The sequence below is a fragment of the Streptomyces camponoticapitis genome (genome assembly GCF_014646115.1).
Lineage (GTDB): Bacteria > Actinomycetota > Actinomycetes > Streptomycetales > Streptomycetaceae > Streptomyces > Streptomyces camponoticapitis.
This window is the reverse complement of sequence record NZ_BMMV01000023.1, coordinates 1-19774: the sequence shown is the minus strand read 5'-3', so window position 1 is coordinate 19774 and position 19774 is coordinate 1. Positions and strand designations below refer to the sequence as shown.

At 69.8% G+C, this 19774-nt stretch carries 20 protein-coding genes and 1 tRNA gene; 16 read left to right on the top strand and 5 right to left on the bottom strand.

Annotated features, from left to right (window positions below; all coding sequences use genetic code 11):
• The first annotated feature begins 307 nt into the window (after nt 1-307).
• The 6 genes from ispD (at nt 308) to IEY79_RS28535 (ending at nt 6886) form a co-directional block, all read left to right on the top strand.
• The gene (gene ispD / locus IEY79_RS28560; protein ID WP_189110517.1) at nt 308-1054 is read left to right on the top strand and encodes a 2-C-methyl-D-erythritol 4-phosphate cytidylyltransferase; all 747 of its coding nucleotides are present in this window, start codon (nt 308-310) and stop codon (nt 1052-1054) included.
• On the top strand, nt 1044-1589 hold the full coding sequence (gene ispF, locus IEY79_RS28555; RefSeq protein ID WP_229701197.1) for a 2-C-methyl-D-erythritol 2,4-cyclodiphosphate synthase: 546 nt from the start codon (nt 1044-1046) through the stop codon (nt 1587-1589). The genes ispD and ispF overlap by 11 nt, the downstream gene beginning before the upstream one ends.
• A 187-nt stretch (nt 1590-1776) precedes the next feature.
• Nucleotides 1777-2184, top strand: a complete 408-nt coding sequence (locus IEY79_RS28550; protein ID WP_189110516.1) for a PPOX class F420-dependent oxidoreductase — start codon at nt 1777-1779, stop codon at nt 2182-2184.
• A gap of 184 nt (nt 2185-2368) precedes the next feature.
• Nucleotides 2369-3790, top strand: coding sequence for a cysteine--tRNA ligase (gene cysS, locus IEY79_RS28545; protein ID WP_189110515.1), 1422 nt, complete (start codon nt 2369-2371; stop codon nt 3788-3790).
• Nucleotides 3791-3948: 158 nt separating this feature from the next.
• Complete coding sequence (rlmB, locus tag IEY79_RS28540; RefSeq protein ID WP_189110514.1) at nt 3949-4899, top strand: 23S rRNA (guanosine(2251)-2'-O)-methyltransferase RlmB; 951 nt, start codon at nt 3949-3951, stop codon at nt 4897-4899.
• A 211-nt stretch (nt 4900-5110) separates the two neighbouring features.
• Nucleotides 5111-6886, top strand: coding sequence for a DoxX family protein (locus tag IEY79_RS28535; RefSeq protein ID WP_189110513.1), 1776 nt, complete (start codon nt 5111-5113; stop codon nt 6884-6886).
• A 220-nt stretch (nt 6887-7106) separates the two neighbouring features.
• On the opposite strand, the gene IEY79_RS28530 is transcribed toward IEY79_RS28535, so the two are convergent.
• The 3 genes from IEY79_RS28530 to IEY79_RS28520 form a co-directional block, all read right to left on the bottom strand.
• Nucleotides 7107-7823 (bottom strand): nucleotidyltransferase family protein, encoded by a 717-nt coding sequence (locus tag IEY79_RS28530; protein WP_189110512.1) that lies wholly within the window; start codon nt 7821-7823, stop codon nt 7107-7109.
• 38 nt (nt 7824-7861) lie between these two features.
• Entirely contained in the window at nt 7862-8284 is a 423-nt protein-coding gene (locus IEY79_RS28525) for a hypothetical protein (protein ID WP_078076561.1), read from the bottom strand.
• A gap of 225 nt (nt 8285-8509) precedes the next feature.
• Nucleotides 8510-9649 (bottom strand): ABC transporter ATP-binding protein, encoded by a 1140-nt coding sequence (locus IEY79_RS28520; protein WP_189110511.1) that lies wholly within the window; start codon nt 9647-9649, stop codon nt 8510-8512.
• Between the two features lie 205 nt (nt 9650-9854).
• Here IEY79_RS28520 and IEY79_RS28515 point away from each other — a divergent pair.
• A tRNA-Thr gene (locus tag IEY79_RS28515) sits at nt 9855-9928 on the top strand.
• Between the two features lie 94 nt (nt 9929-10022).
• Here IEY79_RS28515 and IEY79_RS28510 read toward each other — a convergent pair.
• A complete protein-coding gene (locus tag IEY79_RS28510) occupies nt 10023-11225 on the bottom strand; it encodes a tyrosine-type recombinase/integrase (protein ID WP_189110510.1) in 1203 nt (400 codons plus the stop codon).
• Complete coding sequence (locus tag IEY79_RS28505; protein WP_189110509.1) at nt 11225-11755, bottom strand: helix-turn-helix domain-containing protein; 531 nt, start codon at nt 11753-11755, stop codon at nt 11225-11227. The genes IEY79_RS28510 and IEY79_RS28505 overlap by 1 nt, the downstream gene beginning before the upstream one ends.
• 597 nt (nt 11756-12352) lie before the next feature.
• Here IEY79_RS28505 and IEY79_RS28500 point away from each other — a divergent pair.
• From IEY79_RS28500 to IEY79_RS28460, 9 genes are all read left to right on the top strand, one after another.
• A complete protein-coding gene (locus tag IEY79_RS28500; RefSeq protein ID WP_189110508.1) occupies nt 12353-13534 on the top strand; it encodes a hypothetical protein in 1182 nt (393 codons plus the stop codon).
• 205 nt (nt 13535-13739) lie between these two features.
• Nucleotides 13740-14033 carry a hypothetical protein gene (locus IEY79_RS28495; protein WP_189110507.1) on the top strand — a complete coding sequence of 98 codons (294 nt, stop codon included), beginning with the start codon at nt 13740-13742 and terminating at the stop codon, nt 14031-14033.
• Nucleotides 14030-14407 (top strand): hypothetical protein, encoded by a 378-nt coding sequence (locus tag IEY79_RS28490; RefSeq protein ID WP_189110506.1) that lies wholly within the window; start codon nt 14030-14032, stop codon nt 14405-14407. Before IEY79_RS28495 ends, IEY79_RS28490 begins: the two co-directional genes overlap by 4 nt.
• A gap of 66 nt (nt 14408-14473) precedes the next feature.
• Nucleotides 14474-14803 carry an HNH endonuclease gene (locus IEY79_RS28485; RefSeq protein WP_229701196.1) on the top strand — a complete coding sequence of 110 codons (330 nt, stop codon included), beginning with the start codon at nt 14474-14476 and terminating at the stop codon, nt 14801-14803.
• A gap of 129 nt (nt 14804-14932) precedes the next feature.
• Complete coding sequence (locus IEY79_RS28480; protein ID WP_189110504.1) at nt 14933-15178, top strand: hypothetical protein; 246 nt, start codon at nt 14933-14935, stop codon at nt 15176-15178.
• On the top strand, nt 15178-15342 hold the full coding sequence (locus IEY79_RS28475; protein WP_189110503.1) for a hypothetical protein: 165 nt from the start codon (nt 15178-15180) through the stop codon (nt 15340-15342). The genes IEY79_RS28480 and IEY79_RS28475 overlap by 1 nt, the downstream gene beginning before the upstream one ends.
• Nucleotides 15339-15617 carry a hypothetical protein gene (locus IEY79_RS28470; RefSeq protein ID WP_189110502.1) on the top strand — a complete coding sequence of 93 codons (279 nt, stop codon included), beginning with the start codon at nt 15339-15341 and terminating at the stop codon, nt 15615-15617. The genes IEY79_RS28475 and IEY79_RS28470 overlap by 4 nt, the downstream gene beginning before the upstream one ends.
• 293 nt (nt 15618-15910) lie before the next feature.
• Nucleotides 15911-17113 (top strand): phage major capsid protein, encoded by a 1203-nt coding sequence (locus tag IEY79_RS28465; protein ID WP_189110501.1) that lies wholly within the window; start codon nt 15911-15913, stop codon nt 17111-17113.
• An 88-nt stretch (nt 17114-17201) separates the two neighbouring features.
• The coding region (locus IEY79_RS28460; RefSeq protein WP_189110500.1) for a phage tail tape measure protein at nt 17202-19774 on the top strand (2573 nt) is incomplete at its 3' end.

Genomic DNA, 19774 nt, shown 5'->3' with positions numbered 1-19774 from the left:
GGAAATCCCACGGGCGGAATCCCATGCGTGGAATCTCTTCGGGCCCTGATTCAACGGTCTCGTCTGGCCCTAAGATCTACTCTCGGCTGTGACACCCCGTCACACCAACCGAATTTCCCGCAGTCCCCGTGTCCGCACGCGCATCCGGCACACACGCCTGTGCCGGTCCTGGTGTGCCGGGCCCGGGGCAGCTGGCGCAGCTGGTCTCAACCAGTGTCACGGAAGGGTCCGGTCAAGGTGCCGCGCCCGGCACGTTTGGGGCCATACCCATGTCGGCCGAGGAAACAAACCTGCCGGAGTGCAACCGATGTCAGACGAATCGAGCCGACACCGCACCGCCGCCGTGATCCCCGCGGCGGGCCGTGGCATACGGCTCGGCCCCGGCGCCCCCAAGGCGCTGCGTGCCCTCGGGGGCACCCCGATGCTGGTCCACGCGGTACGGGCCATGGCGGCCTCCCGCGCCGTCTCCCTCGTGGTCCTGGTGGCCCCGCCCGAGGACACCGCGGCGGTGAGGCTGCTCCTGGACGAGCACTCGCTGCCCACGCGCACGGACTATCTCGTGGTGCCCGGCGGCGGGACCCGCCAGGAATCCGTACGGCTCGGCGTGGAGGCCCTGCCGGACGACATCACGACCGTTCTCGTCCACGACGCCGCCAGGCCGCTCGTGCCGGTCGACACGGTCGACGCGGTGGTCGACGCCGTACGGGCCGGCGCGCCCGCCGTCGTACCCGCCCTGCCGCTCACGGACACTGTCAAAGAGGTGGAGCCAGGCGAGCGGGACCAGCCCGAGCCTGTCGTGGCCACTCCCGAGCGCGCCCGGCTGCGCGCCGTACAGACTCCGCAGGGCTTCGACCGGGAGACGCTCGTACGCGCGCATCTGACCGTGCCCCTGGCCGGCCAGGGCGCGACGGACGACGCGGGGCTCGTCGAGCGGCTCGGTGAGCCCGTCGTGGTCGTACCCGGCCACGAGGAGGCGTTCAAGGTGACCCGGCCGCTGGACCTGCTGCTCGCCGAGGCCGTACTCGCCCGCAGGAGGGCCAACGATGGATTCTGACTCCGCCTCCCGGCCGGGGGCCCAGCTTCCGGCGGGTCCGCCGCTCACCGGTCTGCCGCTGATCGGCATCGGTACGGACGTGCACGCCTTCGAGGCCGGTCGTGAGCTGTGGTGCGCCGGCCTGCTGTGGGACGGCCCCGAGAACGACGGCCACGGCCTCGCCGGGCACTCCGACGGCGACGTCGCCGCCCACGCCGCCTGCGACGCGCTGTTCTCCGCCGCCGGCGCGGGCGACCTCGGCGCCCACTTCGGGACCTCACGGCCCGAGTGGTCCGGCGCCTCCGGCGTCACCCTCCTCAAGGAGGCGGCCAGGATCGTCCGCGCGGAGGGCTTCGTCATCGGCAACGTCGCCGTCCAGGTCATCGGTGTACGGCCGAAGATCGGCAAGCGGCGCGCCGAAGCGACGAAGGTGCTGTCGGAGGCGGTCGGCGCGCCCGTCTCCGTGTCGGGCACGACCACCGACGGGCTCGGGCTGACCGGGCGCGGCGAGGGCCTGGCGGCGATCGCCACGGCGCTGCTGGTGCGCGCGGGCTGAACGCCGGCGCGGCTTGTGACGCGCCGCGCGGACCGGCACCAGCGCGGACCGGCACCCGTGCGCGCCGACCCGGGCCGCGTGCGGACAGGACCGCGCGGCCCGAAATACCGTGGGGCCGGAGCCGGTTGACGAATCATCACCGGGTCCGCGTACCGCAGTGGCCCCCCTCCGTAGGAAGGCATCACCCATGGCACCCTCCCTTCTCTCCGAGGAGCTGAAGAAGCTTCTCGACGGCCCCGTCTTCGTCGCCATCGCCACCATCCAGCCCGACGGCAGCCCCCAGGTCTCCCCGGTATGGGTGAAGCGTGACGGCGAGGACATCCTCATCTCGACCGCGGAGGGCCGCCGCAAGACGGAGAACCTGCGCCGCGACCCGAGGGTGACCGTGATGCTCCAGCCCTTCGACGCCCCGTACGCGTACGCCGAGATCCGCGGCACGGCCACCCTCAGTACGGAGGGCGGACAGGAGCTCATCGACGAGCTGTCGGTGAAGTACACCGGCAAGGTCTACGCCGACTTCAACCCCGGAGGGGCGGGGGAAGGCCGGCGCGTCGTCGTCCGGATCACACCCCGCAAGGTCGTCGGCCGCATCTGACGCCACCGTGCTCCCTCCGCCCGGCGCCACGCCGCTGTCCGATGACGGACAGTGCCCGGGCGGACGACCGCCGGCGCTCCGACCACCTCTGACGAGGGCCGTCCGGCGCGCCCAACGTCACGCTTCGGTGTCCCGTGGCCCCAAGGGGCCCGGGGCACTGCCTCCGGAGCACTACCCTTGTTGCGTGACCATTCGGCTGTACGACACCGGCGCCCGGCAGACCCGTGACTTCTCCCCGCTCGTCGCGGGCTGTGTCTCGATCTACCTCTGTGGCGCCACCGTGCAGGCCGCCCCGCACATCGGGCACATCAGGTCGGGGCTCAACTTCGACATCCTGCGGCGCTGGTTCTCCTACCGCGGCTACGACGTGACCTTCGTACGGAACGTCACGGACATCGACGACAAGATCATCGCCAAGTCGGCCGCGCAGGACCGCCCCTGGTGGGCGATCGGGTACGAGAACGAGCGCGCCTTCAACAGCGGTTACGACGTCCTCGGCTGCCTGCCGCCCACGTACGAGCCGCGCGCCACCGGCCACATCCCCGAGATGATCGAGATGATGCGCGGCCTCATCGAGCGCGGCCACGCGTACGCGAGCGAGGGCAACGTCTACTTCGACGTCCGGTCCTTCCCCGAGTATCTCCAGCTCTCCAACCAGGACATCGACGATCTGCGCCAGCCCTCCGCCGAGGGCGAGACCGGCAAGCGCGACCAGCGCGACTTCGCCATGTGGAAGGCCACCAAGCCCGGCGAGCCGTCCTGGGAGACCCCGTGGGGGCCCGGCAGGCCCGGCTGGCACCTGGAGTGCTCCGCCATGGCGCACAAGTACCTCGGCAGCTCCTTCGACATCCACGGCGGCGGCCTCGACCTGGTCTTCCCGCACCACGAGAACGAGATCGCGCAGGCCAAGGCGTACGGCGACGACTTCGCCCAGTACTGGGTGCACAACGCCTGGGTCACCATGAGCGGCGAGAAGATGTCCAAGTCGCTCGGCAACTCGGTGCTCGTGAGCGAGATGGTGAAGCACTGGCGGCCCATCGTCCTGCGCTACTACCTCGGCACCCCGCACTACCGGTCGATGATCGAGTACAGCGAGGAGGCCCTGCGCGAGGCCGAGTCCGCCTTCGGGCGGATCGAGGGCTTCGTCCAGCGCGCCACCGAGCTGGCGGGCCACACCGTCGAGCCGGCCGACGAGGTGCCGCCCGCCTTCGCCGAGGCGATGGACGACGACCTGGGTGTCCCGGGTGCCCTCGCGATCATCCACACCACGGTCCGGCAGGGGAACTCGGCGCTCGGCGCCGACGACAAGGAAGCCGCGGTCGCCCGTCTCGCCGAGGTCCGCGCGATGCTGGGTGTTCTCGGTCTGGACCCGCTGGACGCACACTGGACCGGAGCGGGCGCGGGCGAGGACGGCCTCGACGGGCAGGTCACCACCCTGAACGGGGTCGTCGACAAGCTCGTACGGCTGGTGCTCGACCAGCGCGAGGCCGCGCGTGGCCGCAAGGACTGGGCCACCGCCGACGCCATCCGCGATCAGCTCCAGCAGTCCGGCCTCCTCATCGAGGACAGCCCGACGGGTCCCCGGTGGACCCTGGGCCCGCGCTGAGCGGGACCGACGCCGCGACCTCCTGAAGAGGCGGAGCCGCGGCGATTCGAAGGGCCCCGGCCGGGGCCCCGATTGTGCTGTCCGGCCGCCGGACGGCACACTCGCGTGAACGAAGTGACGTGTTCACGAACCGACGAAAGCAACGAAACAGGTAGGTCATGGCCGGGAACAGCCAACGCAGGAACCGCCGCACGTCCAACAAGAAGGGCGCGCAGGTCGGCAGCGGTGGCAAGCGACGCCGCGGCCTGGAGGGCAAGGGCCCCACGCCGCCCGCGTCCGCCCGCAAGGGGCATGTGCAGAACCGTGCGGCCAACTCCAAGGCCAAGCTGACCGCCCGCCGCCAGGTCGCCCGCCGCGGCGGCAAGGGCACCAGCGAGATGGTCGTCGGCCGCAACCCGGTCTTCGAGGCGCTGCGTGACGGCGTACCGGCGACGATGCTCTACGTACAGCAGTACATCGAGAACGACGAGCGCGTGCGCGAGGCCCTTCAGCTCGCCGCCGACCGCGGTGGCATCCACCTGATGGAAGCCCCTAGGCCCGAGCTCGACCGTATGACGAACGGCCTCAACCACCAGGGCATGGTGCTCCAGGTCCCGCCGTACGAGTACGCGCACCCGGAGGACCTGGCCGCCGCCGCCTTCGACGAGGGCGAGGACCCGCTGATCGTCGCGCTCGACGGCATCACCGACCCGCGCAACCTCGGCGCCGTCGTCCGCTCCGTCACCGCCTTCGGCGGTCACGGCGTCGTCGTGCCCGAGCGGCGCGCAGCCGGGATGACCGCCGGCGCGTGGAAGAGCTCGGCCGGCACCGCGGCCCGTACGCCGGTCGCCCGCGCCACCAACTTGACCCGCGCGCTGGAGGGTTACCGGAAGGCCGGCCTGACCATCGTCGGTCTCGCCGCCGACGGCGAGACCGAGGTCGGCGACCTCCCGGCGCTCGGCGGACCGGTCGTGATCGTGGTCGGCAGCGAGGGCAAGGGCCTGTCCCGGCTGGTCGGCGAGACCTGCGACTTCCTGGTGCGGATCCCGATGCCGGGCGGCGCCGAGTCGCTGAACGCGGGCGTCGCGACCGGAGTGGTGCTGTACGAGGCGGCGCGCCGCCGGGCCTGACCCGGAGACCGGCCCGTCGGCCGGTCGCGGGGGGTCGGGCGCGCGGGATCGGGGTGGGCGTGCGCCCGGCGCGGGGCGGTCGGGCCGGGCGGCCGGTTGTGGGCCGGATGGCCCGGCCTTCGTACGAATGTCCCCATCCCGCCACTCTTGACGGGTCTCGGACATTTATCGGCCGTCAAAGCAGTGTCCTAAACACAAGTCACTCGGTTAGATGAGTGTGGACACCAGAAAGCCCCGGCCCGGGTTCGACGAACAGCCCCCGCTGAGCATGGTCAAGGTGGACTGCGATCCCGCGCAGGTCATCGTGAACCACGCCAGCTTTCGGGTGAAGCTCTCACCGAGCCAGCGCCCCAGCCCCGCACGCGCCACGGCGGACACCGCGCGGATCCCCGCGATGGGCGGCCCCCGGGGCGCGGCGCGCCGCCGGGCCCCCGTCGTCTGGAGCGGCAGGTCGGAGCCGGGCGACCTCGGAGCCACCGGGCTCCTCCAGGCCGTACGGAACTCCTCGGCGTCCGCGGTCGGCGGGAGCCTCGCCGACACGGCGGGCCGCTCCTACGACCGAGGGGTCCCCGGCTCCACCCAGGTCATCCCGCGGATCGACCTGGGCGACGACACCATGCCGACCCCCCGCGTACCGCACCACGGCGGCGGCCCGGGGCCCGGCACGCCCCTGCTGCCTCCCATGCGGCGGGCCGTGGGCGCGTACGACGCCCCGGAGCACGACACCTACGGCGACACGGTCGACCTGTACGGCGCGGGCGGCGCACGCCACCGCGGCGAACACGACGACCGTGACGACCGCGAGTACGAGCGCGACTTCGGCCGCGACGGCCACCACGGCCACGACTACGACGACCCGCGCGGACAGCACTACGACATCTCCGGCGCGCAGGCCACCGACGCCGCCGTACGGCACGCCTACTACCCGGGCCGGCGCATGAACCTCGGAGTGGTGCTCCTGCCGCTCCGCGTCTTCCTCGGCCTCATCTCCATCTACGCGGGCATGGGCAAGCTCTGCGACCCCGTCTACTTCGACGGCGGCAAGCGCGGCTCCATGGTCACCTGGCTCAACTCGCTCCAGCCGTGGGCACTCGCCGAACCGCTGCGCGACTTCGCCCTCTCGCACCCCGTCGGCGCCGGACTCAGCGTCGCGTTCCTCCAGGTCGCCGCCGGTGTCCTCACCGTCCTCGGCCTCTGGCAGCGACTCGCCGCCTGCTTCGGGGCGCTTCTCTCGGCCGCGCTGATCCTCACCGTCAGCTGGCGCACCGTCCCCGCGTACGACGCGCCCGACATCATCTATCTGGCCGCCTGGTCCCCGCTGATCATCGCGGGCGCCCCCGTCTACTCGATGGACGGTCGCCTCGCGGGCGAGGCCTGGCGCAAGCTCGGACCGCGCTCCCACCTCAGGGACCTGCGGCGCCGCGTGCTGCGCCGCGGCGCGGTCGTCGCGACCGTCGTGATCGGCCTGACACTGCTCATCGGCTCCATCCTCGGCGGAGCCGTACGGTCCACGGACATGGTGACCGTGCCCGGACCGAACAACCCGGTGAACCAGCTGCCCGGATCGCCCCTGCCGCAGAAGTCCGGCAAGAGCAGCGCGTCCGGCACGCCCACCGGCGAGGCCAAGGACAGCGGCGGCAGCGCCGCCCCGACGGCCGGCCAGTCCAGCGGCCCCGCGGCCGAGCAGTCGGCGCCGGGTGAGGAACCGGCCGATCAGCCCGGCCGGACCAGCACGGGCGGGCAGCCCAGCCAGTCGCAGGGCACCGGCCAGGCGCCCCCGCAGACGTCGCAGCAGGCACCCCCGCCGTCCAGCAGCCAGGGCCCCGCCACGAGCGGTGGCGGCTCGACGGGCGGCGGCGGCTCCGGCGGTGGTACGACCGGCGGAGGCGACGGCGGCGGCACCACGGGCGGCGGAGGCGGCTCGTCCACCGGCGGCGGTGGCAGCGGCGGCGGCGCCCAGAACCCGATCGGCGGCCTGCTCGGCTGACGCGGCGGAGAATCCGCATTGAACGGGCATGTACGAGGGCGGCCACCCGGCAGGATCGGGTGGCCGCCCTCGTACGCGTGCTGTGCGCCCGTCTGCGGGCCTGGGACGTCCGGTACGGCGCCCGAGCGCGTGGGCGCCGTCGGAAGCGCTCTGGGCCGACGTCACGTTGTTTGTCGCGCCGGCACGTCGTCGGCACGTCGTTGTCATGTCGACGCGGGCGTCAACGAGCGGCGCCGGCCAGCTCCTTGGCGGCCTCGGTGAGGTCCTTGGCGGTGTCGATGGCACGCCAGTACGCGCCCTGCGGCAGCGGAAAGCCCGCCAGCCTCCGCTCGCGCGCCAGCCGGGGAAAGGTCGTGCGCTCGTGGTCGCCGTGGTCGGGCAGCAGATCCGCGAACGCCGAAGAGAACACGTACACACCGGCGTTGATCAGATACGGCGACGGCGGCGACTCGATGAAGTCCAGGACATGGCCGAACTCGTCGGTCTCCACGGCCCCCCAGGGGATCCGCGGCCGGGCGAGGGCCAGCGTCGCGATGGCATCGCGCTCGGCGTGGAACGCCGCCATCTCGCGCAGCGAGAAGCGCGTCCAGATGTCGCCGTTGGTGGCGTACCAGGGAAGAGCGGGGTCGGGCAGCCGGGCGGCGGCGTACTTGAGGCCGCCGCCGCGCCCCAGAGGTTCGTTCTCCACCACGGTCGTGACACGCAGCGGGAGTTCCGACGCGTCCAGCCACTCCTGGAGCACCTCGGCGAGATGGCCGCACGAGATCACGGCGTCCGTGACACCCTCGGCGGCCAGCCAGGCGAGCTGATGGCCGATGATCGGGGTCCCCGTCCCGGGGATCTCGACCATCGGCTTGGGACGGTCGTCGGTGTACGGGCGCAGGCGCGACCCCTGGCCGCCCGCGAGGACCACGGCCTGCGTCGGAAACGTCATCATGCCGTGAACGATAGGCGGGGCGGTCGGGGAGCCGGCGCTCAGTGCCCCGCGGTCTGCTGGGAGACCCCGTAGGCGAACGAGGTGTCGCAGACGGGGCGGGAGAACGACTGCGCGCGGGTGGGTCCGTAGTGCGCGACAGCGGCCCGGCCGAGCGCGCGGGCCAGGGACATGCAGTGCTTGGCGAGCGAGGGGCGCTCCTCGATCTGGCGCTGGAGGTGGGTCAGGGCGATGCCCGGGTCCTTCTCCTGAAGCTCCACGAGCAGCTTGTCGCGGAGAACGTCCTGCGGAGCGCGGGACTTGGCGCGCACGGACGCCTTGTCCGAGGAAGCGGTGAGAATCTGTGCCTCGGAGTTCTTCGCCGCCCACGGGACGGTGGCGACCGCCAGGGTTCCGGAGAGTACGAGGACGACGGGCAGTACGAGGGCGAGAGTTCGGCCGATTCGGCGGGCTGTGTGGGTCACGCAGGCGAGCGTAGCGGTCAGTGATGATTTGGCGACATTTAGTCACCCGGCCGAGGGATGGTTCGACAGGTCTTTTCGAATCGGGTGTTGACGCACGCTATTCGAAATGGCCGGTATGCCGGGGTATTTGGGCGCTCGTGCGCCGAAAGGGCAAACGGCCCCGCACCGAAGTGCGGGGCCGTTAGTACGTTCTTCGGGTCGGTCGCTTCAGGGCCTCCGGAGAGGTCAGTCGCTGAGGCGCTCGCCCGTGGACGACGCGAACACGTGCGTCTCGCCCGGACGCGGCACGACGTGCAGCTTGGCGCCCTTCTCGGGAACGGCACGGCCGTTGACGCGGACCACCAGGTCCTTGTGCTCGCCGCCGACCTGCGCGTCGCCGTAGACGTAACCGTCGGCGCCCAGCTCCTCGACGACGTTGACGGTGACGGCCAGACCGGCCGGCGCGTCCGCCGTGTCCTTCGACAGCGAGGTCGCGGCCTCGCCGCCGCCCTGCTCCACGATGTCGAAGTGCTCCGGGCGGACACCGACGGTGACGGTGCTGTCACCGCGGTCGGCCGCGGCGGAGAGCGCCTCGCGGGAGATCGGGACGACGCTGTTGCCGAACTTCACACCGCCGTCGGTGATCGGGACCTCGACCAGGTTCATGGCCGGGGAGCCGATGAAGCCGGCGACGAAGAGGTTGGCCGGACGGTCGTACATGTTGCGCGGCGAGTCCACCTGCTGGAGCAGACCGTCCTTGAGGACGGCGACGCGGTCGCCCATGGTCATGGCCTCGACCTGGTCGTGCGTGACGTACACCGTCGTGATGCCCAGGCGGCGCTGGAGCGAGGCGATCTGCGTACGGGTCGACACACGGAGCTTGGCGTCGAGGTTCGACAGCGGCTCGTCCATGAGGAACACCTGCGGCTCACGCACGATCGCGCGGCCCATCGCCACACGCTGGCGCTGACCACCGGAGAGCGCCTTCGGCTTGCGGTCCAGGTACTCGGTGAGGTCGAGGATCTTCGCGGCCTCTTCGACCTTCTTACGGATGTCGGCCTTGTTGACGCCGGCGATCTTCAGCGCGAAGCCCATGTTGTCGGCGACCGACATGTGCGGGTAGAGCGCGTAGTTCTGGAACACCATCGCGATGTCCCGGTCCTTCGGCGGCAGGTGCGTGACGTCGCGCTCACCGATGCGGATGGATCCGCCGTTGACGTCCTCCAGACCCGCGAGCATGCGCAGGGAGGTCGACTTGCCGCAGCCGGAAGGCCCGACCAGTACGAGGAACTCGCCGTCCGCGACGTCGAGCTCGAGCTGGTCGACGGCGGGCTTGGTGGAACCCGGGTACACACGGGTCGCCTTGTCGAACGAGACAGTGGCCATGGTGATGTGGTCCCTTCACCGGCAGGAACGTGCCGGACGATCCGAGTAAAGGAATGGCTCCCCCGCCTTGGGGCGGAGGATGGGTCTAGTCCACCTGGATGAACTTGAGGTGACGGTACCCCCCGTTTCAAGATCTGTCAGTAGCTGGACGACCCTGAAATTCCCGTCTGACCGGTGATCGGCGCCGGTTATAGTTTTCACGCGCGCCTCCTTAGCTCAGCTGGCCAGAGCAACGCACTTGTAATGCGTAGGTCGTCGGTTCGAATCCGACAGGGGGCTCAAGGTTAACCACGCAGGTCAGAGGTGGTACGCGACTGACCCCCGGCAAGATCCCCGCCGGGGGCCAGTACGCATTTAGTACGCATCGCTTCGATCAGGCAGGAGCGGTGACCGGCGCATCGGCCATGGCCAGTGCGACGAGTCGGCCCGCATCAAGGGCATCCGCGACCTCGTCGAGCCGGTCCGGGAACAGGTGTCCGTAGATGTTGAGCGTCATCGACGCGTCCTTGTGCCCCAGCATCAACTGGATGACCTTCACGTCCGCGCCGGCCGCGATCGCCAGCGAGGCGGCCGTGTGTCGGAGCTTGTGCGGCGTGATGCCCATGCCTGCCAGGCCGGCCGCCTTCACCGCTGGATCGAAGATGCGGTTCCGGAAGTTGGCGTACCGCAGCGGGCCGCCCTCCGGGGCCGTGAACAACAGGTCCCCCTGCCCCCTGTCGCGGGCCAGGGTGCCCAACTCGTCAGCGAACGAGCGGGGGAGAGGAACGGAGCGCTTCTCGTGGTTCTTCACAGGCCCCAGCTCCAGCACGCCGCGGACGTCGGTGTAGTTCTGCACGATCCGGATGCGCCGCTTCGGTACGAGCAGGCGGCCGGTCTTGATGGCGGACGCCTCCGCCCAACGGATGCCGCAGTACCCCAGGGTGAGGATCAGGAGTCGGTACTCGCCCGCCGCGAGCGCCAGTCGCTCCAGCTGGTCGTAGGTGAGATAGACGTGCTCGTCCTCGTCGTCCTGACGGGGGAGTTCATGGTCGTGGCACGGGCTGCCAGAGATCCGCTTCGAGAACACCGCGTGTTTCATGACCATCGACAGCACCCGGTACGCCTTGATGACGCGCGCCGGTCCCAGCTTCCGCCCCGACTTGCCGGGCTGCGTCTCCAGCTCGGTGAGCCACGCGGAGACGTCCTCCCACTGGATCGCCCCGACCTGCCAGTCACCCCACTTCGGGATCACGTAGTTGTCCAGCAGGTCCCGGTAGTCCCGCCGGGTGGTCCGGCCGATCTTCCGCTTCGAGGTGAACCACTCCTCGGCAACCAGCTTCGTGGCGGCCTTCCCCGACTTCGGGTCGCGGTACGACCCCTTGTCGAGCTTGGCCGTGATGGCGTGCATCTCGGCTTCCGCCTGGGGGAGCTTCCCGAACGTGCGCGCCTTGTCCTTGCCGTCCGGCCCGTACCAGCGGACCCGCCAACGACCAGGCGGCTTCCGCTTGCTGCCTCCGCGCTTCGCTTCCTGCCAGCTCTCCATCGCCTCCCGGTAGTCGGCGTGGTTCTCCCTGTCCTCGATCCAGACTCGGGCCATCAATCCTCCTCATTCATCTGAATCCGGATTGACTGACCGTCGTCGATGATGTTCGCGCCGTCGTTCTGCATCAGCTGACGGGAAGCCGCGTCAGCGACCTTGTATCGCCGCCGGAACTTCGGTCGTGCGTGTAGTTGGAAGTCGGCGTAGGCAGATCCGTCATCGCCTTTTGGGACCCGCAGGGGTCGCTCGCCGTCGGCCCACTCCCAGAGGGTCTGGGCGTTGATGCGGCCGACCCCTGTCACCTCGAAGTCGCCCTCGGTTGTCGCCGGCAGCAATAGAGCAGATGGGTTCACCCGAAGCGTCGCAGCCAAGGCCAGCAGCTCATCCGCCGTCACGTGTCGCTCGGCCTTCTCCATCCGTGTGATGCCGGATGGAGACAGGCTTCGGCCGATGTCCTCCAAGGCGGCGGACAGCTGCCTTGTGCTGAGGCCGCGCGCCTTCCGCAGTCGAGCCAGGTTCTCCGCGACTGTCCTGCCGGTCGGCCCGATCTCGACTGCGCGACGTCCGTACTGCTGCTGCTCACTCATGTCAGTCAGCCTATGCAGGAACGCGGCCCTTGCGTATCGGCTGGTTTGCGTTACGATCTCGTCCATGTGCATCACCATAGGCTCATGTGCGCCTTACGTGCAACGGTTGCGACCCAAGGAGGCGCAGTGAAGGAAGCTCGACGCGTGGACGACGTTCTGTCATCGGCGCAGGTGTGTGAGGAGTACCCGCTCTTCCGGAGTGCTCAGTCCCTTGCCGAGCTCCGCTGGCGAGGCACGGGGCCGGACTACATCAAGACGCATCCAGGACGTAGTGGGCGCGTCTATTACCGGCGATCGGCCATCGAGAAGTGGCTGGACGAGCGAACCGTGAGCAACGGGGGCGCCGCCGCATGAACCAGGACGCAGAAACGCCCCGCGGACTAGGCGGGGCGTTTCAGGAATTCAGCGCGACGGGCGCGAGGCCCACTGTAGCGCTGGTGGCTCGCCCCGTCACCGTCGCCACTGCGGGTCGGCTGGAGTTCGCCGCTCGCTGCCCGCAATGCCGCAACTGGCACCGGCACGTGTCTCTCGGCCGCAAGGCCGCGCCCTGCGGCGCCCGGTACCTCCTGGAGTTCAAGAGCAGGCGGGGGCGGCGAGATGGGCAGTGAACTGCGCCGACAGTTGCGCGAGGTCCTGGGGCCGGACATCAAGGGCCTACAGCGGGCCGTCGCTCTGGAGATCGCCGATGACGCCCGGTACAACGACGCGTGGGGCTACGACCCGACGGGGCGTCGCAGCAAGGCGCGGCTCGCGGACCTCGTGCGCTGGACGGCCGCGAAGGACGAGCTGAGCGTGCGCGAGATGCTTCGGCGCCTCTCAGTCGCCGGCTGGGAGTTCCGCCTGCCGATCGGCACGGGCAGGGACGGGCGCCCGCTGTACGCCGTGCCTGGCACCGCGATGCAGTTCCGTGTGCCCGACTTCAAAGCCCCAACCGTGGTTGGGCCTATGGAGTCAGAAGGGCCAACGGTGGTTGGGCCTATGGACGCACAAGGCCCAACCGTGGTGGCACAAGGCCCAACCACAGTGGGTGAAGGCCCAACCGTGGTTGGTAAAGGGCCAACGGTGGTTGGGCCCCCATCTCTTGTACTTCTCCCTGTATCTCCAAAGACATCTCCCACCACCTCCGTGGCCGAGGTCTCGTCGATCGCCCTCGGGCGCGAGTCGGGAACTGAGGAGGAGGGAGGGGGAGGCGATTCCTCTTTTCCAGACACCAGCAAGGCGAAAGCCCTCGTTGACGCGCTCGACTACCGGGGACGGCCGCCGGGGAAGAAGCGGCAGCAAGAGATCACCGCTCTCGCTGCTGCCGCTCTTGCCTCTGGGTGGACCGAGCAAGACCTCAAGGTCTACCTCGACCTCGGCGGCGCCGCTGTGCAGTCCGCTGCGGCCGTGTACGCCCACCGGCTGGCCCCTGACGAGCTGCCCGACGCGCAGAGCTGGCAGGCGGCCCGCAGACCCGCCCTCAAGGGCACTGACGCGATCGTCGCGGGCTGGATGGACATCGCCAACGACCTTGCGGCCGAGGCGGACGGCGGCATGTGGGGGCGGGCCATGGGTAGAGCCAAGGCCCGTAGCGGCTACCGGCCGAGTGACCCGAACGCGGTGTGGGAGCGCATGGCCGCACAGACGGCAGCAGGGGCGGCGCCCGACGGGGCCGAGGGCGTCCCGCCATGCGGCGATCCCGACTGCGACCCCATCACCCGCACCCGCGAGAAGGAAGAGAGCAACGGCCTCAAGTCCGCCGTGCCGTGCACCCGCTGCCACCCGGCAATGCGGTTCTGAGAGGAGATCCGATGGCCCACACCCGTAGACGACAGCCCTTGGGGCACTGCGGGGCATGCGCCCGACGCCTGCGCGTTGGGGGCTACCTGATGTGCCCCCATGGGTGCGGGGAGCGGCTGTGTGCCACCCCCCGGCGGTGCCTCACCGCGCACTCCCCCTACAACTGCCCCGTCTACCAGGCCGAGCACGGCGTCGAGGAGGCATCGTGAGCACCCTCAACTTCACCCGCATCATCCTGCGGTGCGACGGCTGCCTGAAGCGGCACGGCGACCCGCACGGGCACGGCTCGGCACGTGAGGCCCGCGTTGCCGCCTACATCGACGGCTGGCGCTTCCCGTCCACCGCGCGGGCGGACGGGAGCCCCGGTAGCGGCTCGTCGGACGTCTGTCCGGACTGCCTGCCCACCTGGGAGCCCCAGGGGTACCTGGCCCGCCCCAGCCGCAGCAGGCGCCTCAGGGTCGACGAATCACCCCGCCCCACATCGGAGAGCAGCCCATGACCAACGTCAACGACATCGTCAACGACCAGATAGCGGCGGCCAGGCGCAAGCACAAGGCGCAGCAGCAGAGGCGGGATGAGCTCGCCGAAGCACGCAAGCACGGGCTCGTCGCACGGCACCGCAACAAGCTGGCACGCATAGGGCAGACCGAGCAGCGCGCCATGCGCGTGGCTCTCGCAGCCCTCAGGCGCGATCCTCAGGGCGTAGCGCTGGCTCTCAGCTCCGTACCCACCCCAGAGGTGCGGCAGGTCGCCAGCGTCGCCCTGGCGGCCCTTGCCGAACTCGCCCTGACAGCCCCCCCGGGCAACATCGGGACGACCGTGGAGGCCCTGACGCGCATGGCCGACAGCGGGCCGACCGGACCGGCGGCGTGAGGAGCGGGCATGCCGACAGCACCACCGAGCAGATGCACTGACCCTGAGTGCCATGAACTCTCCACAGTGCGCGGCCGATGCGATGAGCACCAGCCCATCGCGTGGGCCAACAGACCGGGCAAGCAGGAGCGCTACGGCATCAGCTCGGGCGAGTGGCGCAAGCTCAAGCGGCTCGTCGGCCGGCGCGACCACGACACCTGCTACGTCTGCGGCGGCGAAGCAGACGAGGACGAAGGGCTGGAGCTCGACCACATCACGCCCGTGGCCGAGGGCGGGGCCGTCAGGGACCCCGACAACCTCGGGCTCATCCATCCCGAGCCCTGCCACGCCGACAAGAGCAGACGCGAGGCTGCCCGCGGCAACGAGCGGCGCCACGCGAGAGGAGTGAGGCCATGAGGGGGAGAGGTGTCGCCATCACCAGCGTGATCGCCTGGGGACCCGGCGCGGTAAACACGGCGCACGCGCACTCAGAAAAACGAACCGGGGGTGGGTGGAGAAATGACCTGCCGTAAGTGCGGGACCGCCTTGCCTGCCCGCCCTGGCCCCGGCCGGCCCGCGACGTACTGCTCGAAGGCGTGCCGCCGCGCGGCCGAGTACGAGCTCCGTCGGATTCAGGCGGCGCTGGAGACGGTGGAGGGGCAGATCAGATCATGCCGTTTCGGGTGGGGTGGCCGCTCGATGGAGCGCGACTTCCCCAAGTACGAGGCTGAGCGGGTGCGCTTGGAGGCACGCCTGCGTGAACTGCTGGACGACGGAAGCGAGGACGACTGATGGACGAGGACGACGACCAGCCGGCGGCCGAGGACCCGATGCGGCCACGGGCCACGGTGGTCCCGATCGGGCCGCCGCGGTGGGACGGCGGCAAGCGGGAGACAGCGACCGGCGACCCCATCGACTTGCAGGACTGGGACTACAGGGCATGGAGGCGGAGATGAAGGTCAAGGCGATCGACGGGAAGCAGGCCGCGGGCGTGGGCCTACTGACGGTGGTGCTTGAGCACGCGTCGTCCGGCGTGATGCCGGAAGGCACGTGGATGTCGGAAGCCATCGAGGGGCGGCTGATGGACCCTGAGCGCTCCGTCTGGCTGATCGAGGATGGCGGCCTGGCCGTCAGCCGGGTGCGTCTCCTCTCGTGCCCCTGTGAGTGCGCCGAGGTGACGGTGTACGTGGACGGGGCCGAGGTCTCCCGCGATGTCGCACCCTCCCGGTAGAATGTCTCCAGGTTGATCGACGGCCAGCGAGCGCCAGCGTGACACCGTCCGTGAGCAGGGCCCACAGGGGAATGGTGGCGGCCATCGGTAACCAATCCGCCCGCCAGTCACCTTCCCTCGTTGGTAGGCCCGCTCACCAGCGGTGAACGTCCGCGAATCTCGTCCGCTTCAGTCGGCGCGCCGCCGGTGTAGGCCCATAACCAGGGTTCCGGTCCGTCTCCTTGTGAGGCCAGCCGTAGAGCCGTCCGTTCAAGTCCGCCGGAAGTTGATCACTACTTCCCGAAGGACGACCCATGGACATCAAGGCCATACGCGCCGAAATGAAGACCGCCATCGACGCCGGCAAGGCGCTCCTGGCGAAGGCTGACACCGAGGGGCGCGAGCTCACGGAGGGCGAGAACGCCGAGCTGAAGCGTCAGCTCGGCATCGCGACGGACTGCAAGAACCGCATCGAGCGGGCCGCGGAGGACGCGTCCACCCGGGACGCACTGAAGGCGATCGGCGATGACATCGCCGCGAGCACCCGGCCCGTGCGCGTCGGTCAGCACCCGGTCGTGAAGGCGTCCGGTGGCACCGACTGGGGCGAGACGGTGCTGCGCTCGGTGTCGGGCGCGACGGGCTTCAAGGGCCTGCTGGAGTCCGGCTCCATCCCCCTGACGGTCCCGCTGAAGCCGGAGCCGATCAGGATGGGCGTGCCCGTCCTGGCCCTGCGTCAGCTCATCCCCGCGGTTCAGGGGCCGGCGAACTTCGGCTACATGCGGCAGACCGTGCGGACGAACAACGCGGCCCCTGTGGCGCGCGGCGCCAAGAAGCCCACGAGCACCTACACGTGGAAGCGTGTCGACGACCGGACGCGGACGATCGCCCACATGTCGGAGCCCCTGCGCCGGCAGGATCTCCGCGACGCTCCCTCCCTGGAGCGGATGATCGACCTTGAGATGCGGCTCGGTGTCGAGCTGGCCCTCGAAGCGCAGATCATCAACGGCAGCGGCTCGGGCGAGAACATGACGGGCATCGCCAACGTCTCGGGCTCGCAGTCCCAGGCGTGGGACACGGACCTGCTCACCACGCTGCGCAAGGCCAAGACGAAGCTCGAAGTGTCGAACTGGCTCGACGGCGCCGCCTACGTCGTGCACCCGAACGACTGGGAGACGGTGGAGCTGCTGGCGAACAACGAGGCGGACTACTACCTCGGCGGTCCCGTGCAGACGGTGGAGGTGTCGTCTCGTCGGGTGTGGGGCCTGCCCGTGGTGAGCACGTCCTCGCAGACGGCCGGTACCGCGCACCTGGTGAACTTCGGCGTCGCCACGGAGTTGCAGATCGCCGAGAACATCGAGCTCACATGGCGCGACACGGTGTACGACCCGGACGCGCTGGGCGAGGGCGTGGGCGCGTCGGACTACGAACTCAACCTCCTGCGCTTCCGCGCCGAGATGGACGCCGGGCTGAAGATCTTCCAGCCCTCCGCCATCGTCGAAGTCGACCTGAGCGAGTAGGGCCCCGGCGATGCCCAACGTGGGCTTCGCCACCATCTCCATCATTCCGAGCGTCCGCGGCATCGGCAGGGAACTCCAGCAGCAGCTGGTGGGCCCTGCCGCCGACGCGGGATCGAGCGCGGGTGAAGCAGCTGGTAGCGGGCTGAGCGACAGTCTCAAGGTCGGCGCCGCCGCGGCAGGTATCGCGGCCGGCGCCCTGCTGACAGATGGCATCACGGAGGCTCTGGAACAGAGCAACATCACTTCGAACCTCCAGGCTCAGCTAGGCACGACGGGCGGCGTAGCAGCTGCTCAGGGAAAGGTGGCGGGCAAGCTCTTCAGCTCGGGCGTGGCCGGCTCGTTCCAGGAAGCCGCCGACGCCATCAAGGCCGTGGTGCAGGGCGGCCTGGCGCCGCCGGACGCGACGGAGGCGCAGCTACAGAAGATCGCCACCAAGGCATCCGACGTGGCGAACGTCTTCGGCCAGGACTTGGGCGGCGTCACGAACGCCGTGTCGCAGATGATGCGCACCGGCCTGGCGAAGAACTCGACCGAGGCGTTCGACCTGATCACCAAGGGGTTCCAGGGCGGCGCCGACAAGGGCGGGGACTTCCTCGACACGATGAACGAGTACGGGACCCAGTTCCGCAAGCTCGGCATCGACGGCCCTGCGGCTATCGGCCTGATCAACCAGGGCTTGAAGGGCGGCGCGAGGGACGCGGACATCGTCGCGGACTCGATCAAAGAGTTCAGCATCCGCGCGATCGACGGCTCGAAGACGACTGCCGACGGCTTCAAGGCCCTTGGCCTGGACGCCGGGAAGATGGCCGATCAGATCGGCGCCGGCGGCAAGGGCGCCTCGCTCGGGCTCGACACCGTCCTCGACAAACTCCGTGGGATCAAGGACCCGGTCAAGCAGGCCGCCGCGGCGACCGCCCTGTTCGGTACGCAGAGCGAGGACTTGGGCAAGGCACTGTTCGACCTTGACCCATCCAAGGCCGCGGGGGGTCTCGGCAAGTTCGGCGGCGCCGCCGACAAGGTCGGCAAGACCATCCGCTCGGGACCGTCGCATGAGATCAGCGTCTTCACGCGCGGCCTGAAACAGGGCTTCGTCGACATGCTCGGCGGCACGGTGCTGCCCATCATCAGCGATGTCGCCGGGTTCCTGAGGGACAACCTCGGGCCTGCCACGGCGGCCGTGGGTGACGCGTTCGGCGCCACGGTGAACTGGTTCAAGGAGTGGGGTATCTGGCTGGCCCCGCTCGGGATCCTCATCGGCGGGATCGCTCTGGCGCTCGGCGCGCAGGCCATCGCGTCCGGTCTGGCGACGGCCGCCCTGTGGGTGCAGGTGACGGCCCTCGGCGCCGCGCAGGCGGTCGCCGGCGGGTTCGCCGCGGTGATGGGTGTCGTGAACGCCGTGATGGCGATCAACCCGTTCGTGCTGGTGGCCATTGCCGTGGTCGCCCTCGGTGCCGCGCTCGTCATCGCCTACCAGCGGTCCGAGACGTTCCGCAACATCGTGATGATCGTCTGGGAGTCGATCCAGACCGCAATCTCGTTCGCGTGGAACAGCGTCATCAAGCCTGCGTTCGGGGGCATTCTCGACGGCCTGAAGGCCATCGGCTCGGGCGCCGCGTGGCTGTGGTCGAGCGTCATCAAGCCGTCATTCAGCGCCATCGGCACCCTCGGCAAGTGGCTGTGGAACTCAGCAATCAAGCCTGCGTTCAACGGGATCCGCACGGGCATTTCGGCCGTCGGCACCGCAGGTGTGTGGCTGTGGCAGAACTCGATCAAACCGGCGTTCAACGGCGTCCGGAGCGTCATCTCAGGCGTCTGGAACAACGGCATCAAGCCCGTGTTCAACGCACTGAAGACAGCTGTCCGCCTGGTCGGGGAGTCCTTCGGGAAAGCGAAGGACGCCATCAAGATCGCCTGGGACAAGCTGAAGAGCATCGCCCGGGGCCCCGTCGAATTCATAGTCAATACGGTGTATGGGAAGGGAATTCGCCCGACCTGGAACGCCGTCGCCAAGGCGTTCGGGGCCCCCTCATTGCCTGCCGTCAAGTTCGCCCGGGGCGGCGTCCTGCCCGGCTACACACCCGGTAGGGATCCGCATAAGTTCTACTCGCCCACCGGCGGAGCCCTGGAAATGTCCGGCGGCGAGGCCATCATGAGGCCGGAGTTCACCCGCGCGGTCGGCTCCGGGTTCGTCGGCCACATGAACAAGATCGCCCGCACGCGTGGTGCGGGCGGCGTCAAGGCTGCCCTCGCCCCGGTGTTCGGCGGCAACCCGAACACCCCGACGCAGCGCTTTGCCGACGGCGGCATCTTCGGCTGGATCGGCAAGACCGTGTCCGGTGCCGGATCGGCCGCCTGGGACGGCATCAAGAAGACCGCGGGCTGGCTGAAGGACGGCATGGAGGCGTCCGCACGCGCCGGCGTCCAGCATGTCGTCGACCCGCTGCTGCGGTCGTTCCCCGGCATGGACACCGGCTTCGGCCAGATGATCCGCAAGATCCCCACAAGCATCATCGATGCCCTGTTCGGCTACAGCAAGGAAGCCGACAAGAGGGGCGCCGGGGGCATCGGCGGGCCGCGGGTCCAGAAAGCCCTCTCGTGGGCGCGCACCCAGGCCGGCAAGAAGTACCAGTGGGGCGGCAACGGCAACCCGTCGTGGGACTG